The sequence below is a fragment of the Citrobacter sp. C348 genome (assembly GCF_047467975.1).
Classification (GTDB): Bacteria; Pseudomonadota; Gammaproteobacteria; order Enterobacterales; family Enterobacteriaceae; genus Citrobacter; species Citrobacter gillenii.
This window is the reverse complement of sequence record NZ_JASJUJ010000011.1, coordinates 168691-180682: the sequence shown is the minus strand read 5'-3', so window position 1 is coordinate 180682 and position 11992 is coordinate 168691. Positions and strand designations below refer to the sequence as shown.

Annotated in this window: 11 protein-coding genes; 5 read left to right on the top strand and 6 right to left on the bottom strand. The window is 54.1% G+C overall.

Annotation, left to right across the window (positions count from 1 at the left end):
• The first annotated feature begins 40 nt into the window (after window positions 1-40).
• The 5 genes from argP to QNN86_RS19575 all read left to right on the top strand — a co-directional run bounded on the left by argP (window position 41) and on the right by QNN86_RS19575 (window position 6587).
• Window positions 41-934 (top strand): DNA-binding transcriptional regulator ArgP, encoded by an 894-nt coding sequence (gene argP, locus QNN86_RS19595; protein ID WP_003825477.1) that lies wholly within the window; start codon window positions 41-43, stop codon window positions 932-934.
• 233 nt (window positions 935-1167) lie between these two features.
• A complete protein-coding gene (gene scpA, locus QNN86_RS19590; protein ID WP_414212245.1) occupies window positions 1168-3312 on the top strand; it encodes a methylmalonyl-CoA mutase in 2145 nt (714 codons plus the stop codon).
• Complete coding sequence (gene meaB / locus QNN86_RS19585) at window positions 3305-4300, top strand: methylmalonyl Co-A mutase-associated GTPase MeaB (protein WP_182269205.1); 996 nt, start codon at window positions 3305-3307, stop codon at window positions 4298-4300. The genes scpA and meaB overlap by 8 nt, the downstream gene beginning before the upstream one ends.
• A 10-nt stretch (window positions 4301-4310) precedes the next feature.
• Window positions 4311-5096 (top strand): methylmalonyl-CoA decarboxylase, encoded by a 786-nt coding sequence (gene scpB / locus QNN86_RS19580; protein WP_096755778.1) that lies wholly within the window; start codon window positions 4311-4313, stop codon window positions 5094-5096.
• 24 nt (window positions 5097-5120) lie between these two features.
• Window positions 5121-6587: an acetyl-CoA hydrolase/transferase family protein gene (locus QNN86_RS19575; protein WP_181617811.1), complete on the top strand. Its 1467-nt coding sequence runs from the start codon at window positions 5121-5123 to the stop codon at window positions 6585-6587.
• On the opposite strand, the gene srsR is transcribed toward QNN86_RS19575, so the two are convergent.
• From srsR to QNN86_RS19545, 6 genes are all read right to left on the bottom strand, one after another.
• Window positions 6584-7480, bottom strand: a complete 897-nt coding sequence (srsR, locus tag QNN86_RS19570; protein WP_182269204.1) for a LysR family transcriptional regulator SrsR — start codon at window positions 7478-7480, stop codon at window positions 6584-6586. The genes QNN86_RS19575 and srsR overlap by 4 nt on opposite strands.
• A gap of 122 nt (window positions 7481-7602) precedes the next feature.
• A complete protein-coding gene (locus tag QNN86_RS19565) occupies window positions 7603-8349 on the bottom strand; it encodes an oxidative stress defense protein (RefSeq protein ID WP_181617813.1) in 747 nt (248 codons plus the stop codon).
• A gap of 93 nt (window positions 8350-8442) precedes the next feature.
• Window positions 8443-9078: an arginine exporter ArgO gene (gene argO / locus QNN86_RS19560; protein WP_181619515.1), complete on the bottom strand. Its 636-nt coding sequence runs from the start codon at window positions 9076-9078 to the stop codon at window positions 8443-8445.
• Window positions 9079-9268: 190 nt separating this feature from the next.
• A complete protein-coding gene (locus tag QNN86_RS19555; RefSeq protein ID WP_414212244.1) occupies window positions 9269-10129 on the bottom strand; it encodes a small-conductance mechanosensitive channel MscS in 861 nt (286 codons plus the stop codon).
• A 130-nt stretch (window positions 10130-10259) separates the two neighbouring features.
• Complete coding sequence (gene allS, locus QNN86_RS19550; RefSeq protein WP_414212243.1) at window positions 10260-11192, bottom strand: HTH-type transcriptional activator AllS; 933 nt, start codon at window positions 11190-11192, stop codon at window positions 10260-10262.
• Window positions 11149-11982, bottom strand: a complete 834-nt coding sequence (locus QNN86_RS19545) for a DUF2877 domain-containing protein (protein WP_414212242.1) — start codon at window positions 11980-11982, stop codon at window positions 11149-11151. The genes allS and QNN86_RS19545 overlap by 44 nt, the downstream gene beginning before the upstream one ends.
• Between the last annotated feature and the right edge of the window lie 10 nt (window positions 11983-11992).

Sequence of the window (11992 nt, the reverse complement as noted above, 5' to 3'; positions counted from 1 at the left end):
AGTGCAGAACACGCAAAAATATCAGGAGTACGTCAGAGCAATGAAACGTCCGGACTACAGAACACTACAAGCACTGGATGCGGTTATTCGTGAACGGGGATTTGAGCGCGCTGCGCAAAAGCTATGCATCACACAATCCGCGGTTTCACAACGCATAAAACAGCTTGAGAATATGTTCGGACAACCGCTGCTGGTGCGTACCGTACCGCCTCGCCCAACCGAGCAAGGGCAAAAGTTGCTGGCACTGTTGCGTCAGGTTGAACTGCTGGAAGACGAGTGGCTGGGAGATGAACAAACCGGCTCGACGCCGCTGCTGCTCTCCCTGGCCGTCAACGCCGACAGTCTGGCCACCTGGCTACTCCCGGCGCTGGCCCCTGTGCTGGCAAACTCACCGATTCGTCTGAACCTGCAGGTTGAAGATGAAACACGCACTCAGGAACGCCTGCGTCGCGGTGAAGTGGTGGGTGCGGTGAGTATTCAACATCAGGCGCTACCAAGCTGTCTGGTGGATAAACTCGGCGCGCTGGACTACCTGTTTGTCGGCTCAAAACCTTTTGCCGAGCGCTACTTTCCGAATGGCGTCACCCGTTCTGCCCTGCTAAAAGCGCCGGCGGTTGCGTTTGACCATCTCGACGACATGCATCAGGCTTTTCTGCAACAAAACTTCGATCTGCCACCGGGCAGCGTGCCGTGCCACATCGTTAACTCGTCGGAAGCCTTTGTGCAGCTGGCGCGCCAGGGGACAACCTGCTGCATGATCCCACACCTGCAGATCGAGAAAGAGCTGGAAAGCGGCGAGCTTATCGACTTAACGCCAGGCCTGTTCCAGCGTCGGATGCTCTATTGGCATCGCTTTGCACCGGAAAGCCGCATGATGCGCAACGTCACCGATGCGCTGCTGGCCTACGGACACAATGTGCTGCGTCAGGATTAAAGCATTTATTGCCCCTGAGTGCCGGATGGCGGCGTAATGCCTTATCCGGCCTACAAACCTTATACCCTCTTTTCATGCTATTCCCGCCACGTCTTTGAAATCCATCACAAAATAAAACACGCCACGCGGCAAAAAACGACGTCTTATTGGCTATTTTTTGCTGGCGACAAGCAGGCTTAAAAAGCTCACCGTATTCGCAAAGATTCAACTTATTGCGTAATACGGAGCAAAAAATGGCCAATATGCAGGCGTGGCAAACGCTCGCCAACAAAGAACTCAGCCGACGGGAAAAAACCGTCGATTCGCTGATAAAACAGACGGCAGAAGGGATTGCCATTAAGCCGCTGTACACCGAGGCTGATCTCGACAACCTGGAAGTGACGGGCACCCTCCCCGGCCTGGCGCCTTACGTTCGTGGCCCACGCGCCACCATGTATACCGCGCAGCCGTGGACTATTCGCCAGTACGCCGGGTTCTCTACCGCCAAAGAATCTAACGCGTTTTATCGCCGCAATCTCGCCGCCGGACAAAAAGGGCTTTCCGTCGCCTTTGACCTCGCCACCCATCGCGGCTACGACTCAGATAACCCGCGCGTGGCAGGCGACGTCGGCAAAGCGGGCGTGGCTATAGATACCGTCGAAGATATGAAGGTACTGTTCGACCAGATCCCACTGGATAAGATGTCGGTATCCATGACCATGAACGGCGCGGTACTCCCGGTGATGGCGTTTTATATCGTGGCAGCGCAGGAGCAAGGCGTCGCGCCAGAGCTGCTCACTGGTACGATACAAAACGATATTCTGAAAGAGTATCTATGCCGCAACACCTATATTTACCCGCCCAAGCCCTCTATGCGCATTATCGCTGACATCATTGCCTGGTGTTCTGACAATATGCCGCGCTTTAATACCATCAGCATCAGCGGGTATCACATGGGTGAAGCGGGCGCCAACTGCGTGCAGCAGGTGGCGTTTACCCTGGCTGACGGGATTGAGTACATCAAGGCCGCGCTGTCCGCCGGACTGAAAATTGATGATTTCGCCCCACGGCTGTCATTCTTTTTCGGCATCGGCATGGATCTGTTTATGAACGTCGCCATGCTGCGCGCCGCGCGCTATCTGTGGAGCGAGGCGGTCAGCGGTTTTGGCGCCACCAACCCAAAATCCCTGGCGCTGCGCACCCACTGTCAGACCTCCGGCTGGAGCCTGACCGAGCAGGATCCGTACAACAACGTGGTGCGCACCACCATCGAAGCGCTGGGTGCAACTCTGGGCGGTACCCAGTCTTTGCACACCAACGCCTTTGATGAAGCGCTCGGCCTGCCCACTGACTTTTCCGCCCGCATCGCGCGTAATACGCAGATCATCATTCAGGAGGAGTCGGAGATCTGCCGCACCGTCGATCCGCTGGCCGGATCGTATTATGTGGAGTCGCTGACCGATCAGATCGTTAAGCAAGCACGGGCGATCATCAAACAGATCGACGACGCGGGCGGAATGGCAAAAGCGATAGAAGCGGGGTTACCAAAACGGATGATCGAGGAGGCCTCCGCCCGCGAACAATCACTCATCGACCAGGGCCAGCGCGTTATCGTTGGCGTGAACAAATATAAGCTGGATAAAGAAGACGCCACGTCGGTGCTGGAAATCGACAACGTCAAGGTGCGCAACGAGCAGATTGCCGCGTTGCAACACATCCGCGCGACCCGTGACGATATTGCGGTGAAAGCCGCGTTGAGAGCGTTGACCCACGCGGCACGGCACAATGAAAACCTGCTCGCCGCCGCAATAGATGCCGCGCGCGTTCGCGCCACGCTCGGTGAAATCTCTGACGCACTGGAGTCCGCTTTTGACCGTTACCTGGTACCCAGCCAGTGTGTCACCGGAGTGATTGCGCAAAGCTACCACCAGTCTGAAAAATCCGCCGACGAGTTTGACGCCATTGTTGCGCAAACTGAAAAATTTCTCGCCGATAACGGCCGCCGCCCGCGCATTCTGGTCGCTAAGATGGGTCAGGACGGTCACGATCGCGGCGCCAAAGTGATCGCCAGCGCCTATTCCGATCTCGGTTTCGATGTTGACCTCAGCCCGATGTTCTCCACGCCGGAAGAGATCGCTCGCCTGGCGGTAGAAAACGATGTGCACGTGGTTGGCGCCTCTTCACTGGCGGCGGGTCATAAAACGTTGATCCCCGAGCTGGTGGCGGCGCTCAAAAGCTGGGGGCGCGAGGACATTTGCGTGGTAGCCGGCGGCGTCATCCCACCGCAGGATTACGCCTTCCTGCAAGCGCGCGGTGTCGCCGCTATTTATGGTCCCGGTACGCCGATGCTCGACAGTGTACGCGATGTATTAACCCGCATTGGTCAGCACCATGATTAGCAGCGCCACGCTGGCTGATAGCATCCAGCGTTTACGTCTGGGGGAGCGCGCCACGCTCGCCCAGGCCATGACGCTGGTCGAGAGCCAGCATCCGCGTCATCAGCTACTCAGCACACAGCTGCTGGACGCCATTATACCGTTCACCGGTAACGCCCTGCGTCTGGGCATTACCGGTACGCCGGGCGCGGGGAAAAGCACCTTTCTGGAAGCCTTTGGCATGCTGCTGATCCGCAAGGGACTGCGGGTGGCGGTGATCGCCGTCGATCCCAGCAGTCCGATCAGTGGCGGCAGCATTCTGGGCGATAAAACCCGCATGACGGAACTGGCGCGAGCGGATGCCGCGTTTATTCGACCGGTTCCTTCCAGCGGCCATTTGGGTGGTGCCAGCCAGCGCGCCCGGGAATTAATGCTGCTGTGCGAAGCGGCAGGCTTCGACGTAGTGATCGTCGAAACCGTCGGCGTTGGGCAGTCCGAAACAGAAGTCGCCAGCATGGTTGATTGCTTTCTCTCGCTGCAAATCGCCGGCGGCGGTGACGATCTGCAGGGCATCAAAAAAGGGATCATGGAGATGGCGGATCTGATCATCATCAACAAAGATGACGGCGACAACCGTGCCAACGTCGCCGTCGCTCGCCATATGTATGATTCCGCCCTGCACATTCTGCGCCGTAAGTATGACGAGTGGCAGCCGCAGGCACTGGCCTGCAGCGCGCTGGAAAAACGCGGCATTGAAGAAATCTGGCAGGCCATCACCGACTTTAAAACATGCCTTACGGCCAGCGGTCGGCTGAAAAAAGTCCGCCAGCAGCAGGCGGTGGACTGGTTACAGAAGCAGGCCGAAGAAGAGGCGCTGCACCTGCTGTTCGCCTGCTCTGATTTCGATCGCTATTTCCAGCAAACGCTGCGCTCGGTCAGGAACCATGACCTTTCACCACGTACCGGCCTGCGACACATCCGCGAATTTATCCAACATCATTACTTTGATTAAAGAGAACATTATGTCCTATCAATACGTCAACGTCGTCATCATCCAGAAAGTCGCGGTCATTGAGTTCAATTATGCCCGCAAGCTTAACGCCCTGAGCAAAGTGTTTATTGACGATCTTATGCTGGCGCTGAACGATCTCAATCGTCCAGAAATTCGCTGCATTATTCTGCGCGCACCGAGCGGGGCCAAAGTGTTCTCTGCTGGACATGATATTCATGAACTCCCTACCGGACGTCGCGATCCGCTGTCCTATGACGATCCGCTGCGCCAGATCACCCGCATGATCCAAAAGTACCCGAAACCTATTATCTCGATGGTTGAAGGCAGCGTCTGGGGCGGTGCATTCGAGATGATCATGAGTTCCGATCTCATCATCTCTGCCGAGACCTCGACGTTCTCGATGACGCCGGTCAATCTCGGCGTGCCATATAACCTGGTGGGTATTCACAACCTGACCCGTGATGCGGGTTTTCATATCGTCAAAGAGCTGATTTTCACCGCCCTACCGATTACCGCCCAGCGCGCGCTGGCGGTAGGTATTCTCAACCATGTGGTCGCCGTCGACGAGCTGGAAGATTTTACCCTGCAAATGGCGCATCACATCTCGGAAAAAGCACCGCTGGCAATTGCCGTGATCAAAGAAGAACTGCGCGTGCTGGGCGAAGCGCACACCATGAATTCCGATGAATTTGAACGCATCCAGGGCATGCGCCGTGCGGTTTACGACAGCAATGACTATCAGGAAGGGATGAATGCGTTTTTAGAAAAACGGAAACCGAACTTCGTCGGCCATTAATCGCGGTCAGCTAAAGGAAAAGCCATGAAACGGATGAGCGCCGAACAGGCGGCAGAAATTATTCAGCATGATGATATGGTGGCGTTCAGCGGCTTTACACCTGCGGGTTCACCAAAGGCGTTGCCCGCAGCGATTGCCCGGCAAGCCAGCGAACTGCATCAGGTCGGGCAGCCTTTTCAGATCCGCCTGCTGACCGGCGCGTCAATTAGCGCTGCCGCAGATGACGCGCTCTCTGAGGCGGATGCCGTTTCCTGGCGCGCGCCTTATCAAACCTCATCTGGCCTGCGGCAGAAAATTAATCAAGGCCAGGTGCGGTTTGTCGATCTCCATCTCAGTGAAGTCGCACAGATGGTTAATTACGGCTTTTTTGGCGAGATTGATGTTGCTGTTATAGAGGCCTCAGCTATTGCGCCGGACGGCAGGATCTGGCTGACCAGCGGGATCGGCAATGCGCCAACCTGGCTGCTACGGGCGAAAAAAGTCATTATTGAGCTGAATCATTATCACAATCCACGCGTAGCGGAACTGGCCGACATTGTGATACCAGGCGCGCCGCCGCGTCGTAACAGCGTCCCCATTTTTCATACCATGGATCGCATCGGCAGCCAGTGCGTACAGATTGATCCGAAAAAAATTGTCGCACTGGTGGAAACAAACCTACCCGATGCCGGCAGTGCGGCGGATAAAACCAATCCGCTCTGTCAAAAAATTGCCGATAACGTGGTGAGCTTTCTGCTGGCGGAAATGGCGCACAAACGTATTCCACCTGAGTTTCTTCCCTTGCAAAGCGGCGTCGGCAATATTAATAACGCGGTGATGGCGCGACTGGGCGAGAGCCCGGATATTCCGCCCTTTATGATGTACTCCGAGGTGTTGCAGGAGTCGGTGGTGCATCTGCTGGAAACGGGTAAAATAACCGGCGCCAGCGCCTCCAGCCTGACGATTTCCGCCGCCTCGCTACAGAAGATTTATGCCAATATGGATTTTTTCGCCAGCCGTATTGTGCTGCGCCCGCAGGAGATCTCCAATAACCCGGAGATCATCCGCCGTCTGGGGGTGATTGCGCTGAATGTTGGTCTGGAGTTTGATATCTATGGCCATGCCAACTCCACGCACGTCGCAGGGGTAAACCTGATGAATGGCATCGGCGGCAGCGGGGACTTCGAACGCAACGCCTACCTGTCGATCTTCATGGCTCCTTCGATTGCTAAAGACGGGAAAATCTCGACGATCGTCCCGATGTGCAGCCACGTCGATCACAGCGAACATAGCGTCAAAGTGATCGTTACCGAACAAGGGATTGCCGATCTGCGCGGGTTATCACCGCTGCAACGTGCGCACACTATTATCGACAACTGCGCACACCCGCTGTACCGCGACTACCTGCATCGCTATCTGGAACAGGCCCCCGGCGGGCATATTCATCACGATCTCAGCCACGCATTTGATCTGCACCGCAACCTGCTGGAAACCGGATCAATGCTGGGTTAATCTGCCGTACCGTCACGATCTTCAGCAATGTGCTGGAGCATCGTGGCGGTATAACGATGATTTTTCAGCGAATAGAGAAATTCCTGCATGTACATCGGGCTGCCGGGCGCATCAAAATATTTCAGCGTTGCCGGATTCACCAGCCGCCAGGCAAAATGGGGGATCACCGTCAGAAAATGTCCGCGCTCCACCGCACTCACCTTAGCCATAAAGCTGTACGGACGATAGATAATCGTTGGATTGATGCCACAGGGGCGCATGTAAGCATCCAGCATGGCTTCAAAGTTGGCTCGATTCTGGAAGCGCATTTGCAGCCAGGGTAATTCCCGCAGCAGATCCTGAGGCTGTTTTTCTTCGTAACGGCGGGAAACCAGGAATCCCAGACGCAGGGGAGACAGCTCGCTCACCGCCAGATTTTCCAGCTCCTGGACGCGCGAAGAAACATGCTGCGGCGAAATAATAAAATCCAGCTGTCGGTCGAACAGATTATCAATCACCCCATTCTCACTGAATTCAACGGCCTGAGCCGTCACGCCTTCATATTTATCACCCAGGCTAATTAACTGGTCAAAAATGATGGTCGGATAGGTGTTGTCGATGCCAATAACGATTTCACGCGAACGACGCGAGGAAGTATGGATTTCGTTATCAATGGCGGACAAACGCTGATAGACGGGAAACAGTTTTTGATACAGCTCCTGCCCGGCTTTGTTGAGACTGATGTTGTTATCTTTACGGGTAAACAGCGTATAGCCGATTTGATCTTCCAGTGCAGAAATGCTTTTGCCAAAGGGCGATGCGGTCATGTGGATTTTTTCTGCCGCTCTGGCGATGTTATTGGTTTGCGCCAGCAGAATAAAATTACGCATCTTTTTCGAGATAAAAATATCCATAGTCACCTCATAAAATCACTATGGCATATCCTCATGCAGCCCGAAAAAAGACGCACGACGCGGTCGCATTTTTACAGTTGCTCACAGAAAAAACCCGGCTGGATAAGCCGGGTCTGAAAAGATTACTGCGTTTTGGCAGGTGTTGCTGTTGGCTGCCCCGCCGCTGGCTCTATCTGGAAAACCACATCAACCTGATCGTCAAACTGGATGACCGGCTGCTCATAGGTTTCCTGTGCCGATGCCGCAGGCGCTGCGTCGGCTTTCATCATCCGAACCATCGGGCTCGGCTGATAGTTCGACACGTGGTAGCGCACGCTGTAAACCGGGCCGAGCTTGCTGTTAAAGCCCGCTGCCAGTTGTTCCGCCTGATGAATCGCATCATCAATGGCCGCTTTACGCGCTTTATCTTTGTAGGCATCCGGCTGGGCCACGCCCAATGACACTGAACGAATCTCGTTCAGACCCGCTTTCAGCGCGCCATCCAGCAGCGCATTGAGTTTGTCCAGTTGACGCAGAGTCACCTCAACGGTGCGCACCGCACGATAGCCTTTGAGTACGCTTTTACCATTCTGGTAATCGTAATCCGGCTGGGTACGCAGGTTTGCAGAGCTGATGTCTTTTTTCGCTATCTGGTTTTGTTCCAGGAAGGAAAGGTATTGCGCGACACGTTCGTCAGCCTGTTTCTTTGCTGAGGCCGCATCCTTTGCCGCCACGTTGACTTCAATTGCCAGCGTCGCAATATCAGGTGTCGCGTCCACGCTTGCCGTTCCGGAAGTCACGATGTGCGGTCCATTCGGCAATTCATTTGCCTGTACTGAGAGTGCACTGAATCCGACTAATGCCGCCAGGGCCATTATTTTGAACTTCACTGTCGTTCCTCCATGTTTCATTATTTACCCCGAAACTCAGGGCGCATGCAGGCAAGCTTAGCGGATCTCAGCCTGTTGTCCATCAGACAACACTTAGTTGAACAGCGCATCTACGTGCGCAACGCCTTCTTTTGCCAGTTGAAAAGCAATAAACCACATCACGAGTCCCACCAGCGTATTGATGATACGTTGTGCTTTAGCGGTGCGCAGACGCGGGGCCAGCCAGGCCGCCAGTAGCGCCAGACCAAAGAACCACAGGAACGATGCACTAACGGTGCCCAGTGCAAACCAGCGCTTCGGCTCGGCGTCCAGTTGACCACCAAGGCTGCCCAGCACCACGAAGGTATCGAGATAGACATGCGGGTTAAGCCACGTCACCGCCAGCATCGTAGCGATAATTTTCCAGCGCCCCTGCTTCATCACCTCGGCACTTGCCAGCTCCAGATTACTGCTCATCGCCGTTTTTAACGCACCGAAACCGTACCAGAGTAAGAACGCCACGCCGCCCCAGGTGACCAGCGCCATCAGCCACGGCGATTGCATCAACAAGGCGCTACCGCCAAAGATCCCCGCGCAGATCAGCAGTAAATCGCTGACGGCGCAAAGTAAGGCGATCATGATGTGATACTGGCGACGAATACCCTGATTCATCACGAAAGCATTTTGCGGACCGAGCGGTAAAATCATCGCTGCACCAAGTGCAAGCCCTTGAAAGTAATATGATAACACGTTGAACATCCCGAACTGTTTCTGTTAAGCGCAGACTATAGCGCGGGATAATCATTAGCGGAAATGGATAATATTAATCAGGTATAAGAGGAATTAATATCCTGAGGGAAAACGCCAGATGGCGGCTGACGCCTTATCCGGCCTACAGGTTTTGTAGGCCCGGTAAGCGGTAGCGCCGCCGGGCTCGCGATTACTCTGCCGCGTTTGCTTTCACGCGCTTGAAATTCACATCCATTTGCGGATACGGGAAGCTGATGCCGTGAGCATCAAACTCACGCTTAATGCGTTCCAGCACGTCCCAGTAGACGCTTTGCAGATCGCTACTGTTGCTCCAGACGCGCACCACGAAATTAATCGAGGACGCCCCGAGCTCATTCAGGCGCACCGTCATTTCACGGTCTTTCAGGATACGCTCGTCAGACTGAATGATATCGGTGAGGATTTGTTTAACCTGGTCGATATCAGAGTCATACGCCACCCCGATAATAAATTCGTTGCGACGAATCGGTTCACGAGAGAAGTTAATGATATTCCCGGCAATAATTTTACCGTTGGGAATCACCACGATCTTGCCGTCTACAGTACGCATAGTGGTAGAGAAAATCTGCACATTGAGCACGGTGCCGGCCACGCCGCCAAGATCAACATACTCACCTGCGCGGAACGGACGGAACATCACCAGCAGAACGCCTGCGGCGAGGTTAGACAGCGAGCCTTGCAACGCCAGACCGACGGCTAAACCGGCGGCACCGAGCACGGCGATAACAGAGGCGGTCTGCACGCCCACGCGACCCAGCGCGGCAATCAGCGTAAAGGCAATAATACCGTAACGCACCAACGCAGAGAGAAAATCAGCCACGGTCGCATCAATTTGACGCGCCACCATCACACGGTTAATGGTGTTGGACACAACGCGCGCGACAATCATCCCGACGATGACAATTGCGATAGCCGCAACGATGTTGACGGCATAGCTCAACAGCAGCTCCTGGTTACGCACCAGCCAGGTACCCGCACCGTTTATGCTGTCGACAACATTTAAATCTTCCATTCAATAATCCTTGGTCATATCAAATATATAGCAAATGAGATCATTCTCACGAAAACGACCTTTTAAAGGTAAACAAAAACGGTCGAATATGCCATTTTTCAACATGATCCTAAATTAAGCCTGGATAGTATCAATGCTCCGCAGGTCGATCCACCATGCGGAGAAAGCCGCTCACCAAAGAACTCTTCTGCTTAAATACGTCTGCAATTTCACTGACAACTTTTCCACTACCCGCATTCTTCCATGCTATAGAAAGCGGCGAAGGCTGACGTGGATTCATAACGTCACGAGCAACCAATGCCCCGGACTCTACATAAGGACGACACAGTCGTTCAGGTAAAAAACCTACACCAAGACCGCTTAAATGACAGGCCAGCTTAGTGCTTAGGTCCGGAACCTTGATTTCTTTTTGTCCACTGAGCAGCCAGGCAACACGACGAGTAAGCGTCCGTGAAGTATCTTCAATGTTAATAGCCGGGTAGCGACGCAGCATATCGTCAGATAATACTGGCGCAGAATGGCTGGCTAAAGGATGACTTTGCGCCACCACAAATTGCCAGTTGATATCCCCCAGCGGCAGTAAGGAAATGTTATTGGAGAGTGATTCCGATCCGGTTACGCCAACCGCCAGCTGAAAATCGTCATACAACAACGAGTCCCATACCCCCATGTAAACCTGGCGGGAAATCTGAAAACGGGTAAAGGGAAACTGTTGATGCAGCCAGGTCAATAAGTCCGCTGCCGTCTGCGGCTGATAGAGCAAATTATTGATAACAATGTTCACCTGCCTTTCAACGCCTGCATTGATTTGTCGAAGCTCATCCGACATAACATCCAGCCAGTTTAGCCACTGTCGGCAGTGTTCCAGCAGATGTTGCCCGGCAAGCGTCAGGCTAACCGTCCGCGTGGTGCGTAAAAATAGCTGTGTCCCCACCTGCTCTTCCAGCGTTTTAATACGATAGCTGATTGCCGCTGGCGTTTTGTGTAATGAGCTGGCTGCGCGGGAAAAGCTTTCCGTCTCAGCAACCCGAATAAACGTGCGTATTGTTTCCTGATCGAGCATGCCTTCTCCTTGAATCGCTCACCTGTAGCCATCGTTGCGCTATTGCTATTCCCAACACTATATCAGCCCCGGAAGTGTGCCCCACAGCGAGCAGTCGACAAATGGCAGAATGGGGGTCTCGCCCAGACTGCAAACTACGTATGACCCTCAATACCGGCGTCGAAAACTCGCCAATTCTGGCACTATTCAGATAGCTGCAGCTTACCGACGTGGTGAGTTGCGCTAGCCGATCCTTCGGGGGTAAAAAAGAGGGCTGTTGCGTAAAAATCCCACAGGCATGCAGCACCGCAATCATCCCCGTCAGCATATCATCGCCGCTGGGTGTTAACCCCGGGCCACGACCAATTAGCCAGTGCCAGTCAGGCACTGCACCATGATGCCAGCATTCGAGTTGCGCAATGATTTCAGGGTAGAGCGGCATTATATCGAGTGGTTGGTTCAACGCTCCGACCAACCCACTTTGATGCGTATAGAAAGAGAGATCGACGGGAGTGAAGGCGCCTGCTGGCAACTGAAGTCTGAGTACGCGGCGAGAGCGAATAATTATGTTCTGCGCCCGTAAAGTGTTCCCCTGCTTGATTATCCGCGTAACGTTATCAACGCGTTGAAATTGCTCAGTATTCAGCAGCACCCCCGCAGGCCCCATACCTTTACCATAACGAAACAGCGTAAGCAGCTCACCGCCTGGATAGCAAAAGTTAATTGCCTGCGAGAAGCGGCTATGCAATTTCCACTCACCATCAGGAAGTTGATCCAGTCCGGCACTGGCCAGGGTGTTGATGATAATCATCGGTACACTC

Bases quoted from the DNA above. Each gene is read 5' to 3' on its own strand.
- srsR (WP_182269204.1), bottom strand. From the start codon at position 7,480: ATGGATATTTTTATCTCGAAAAAGATGCGTAATTTTATTCTGCTGGCG.
- QNN86_RS19555 (WP_414212244.1), bottom strand. From the start codon at position 10,129: ATGGAAGATTTAAATGTTGTCGACAGCATAAACGGTGCGGGTACCTGG.
- allS (WP_414212243.1), bottom strand. From the start codon at position 11,192: ATGCTCGATCAGGAAACAATACGCACGTTTATTCGGGTTGCTGAGACG.
- argP (WP_003825477.1), top strand. From the start codon at position 41: ATGAAACGTCCGGACTACAGAACACTACAAGCACTGGATGCGGTTATT.
- scpB (WP_096755778.1), top strand. From the start codon at position 4,311: ATGTCCTATCAATACGTCAACGTCGTCATCATCCAGAAAGTCGCGGTC.
- scpA (WP_414212245.1), top strand. From the start codon at position 1,168: ATGGCCAATATGCAGGCGTGGCAAACGCTCGCCAACAAAGAACTCAGC.
- meaB (WP_182269205.1), top strand. From the start codon at position 3,305: ATGATTAGCAGCGCCACGCTGGCTGATAGCATCCAGCGTTTACGTCTG.
- QNN86_RS19545 (WP_414212242.1), bottom strand. From the start codon at position 11,982: ATGATTATCATCAACACCCTGGCCAGTGCCGGACTGGATCAACTTCCT.
- QNN86_RS19575 (WP_181617811.1), top strand. From the start codon at position 5,121: ATGAAACGGATGAGCGCCGAACAGGCGGCAGAAATTATTCAGCATGAT.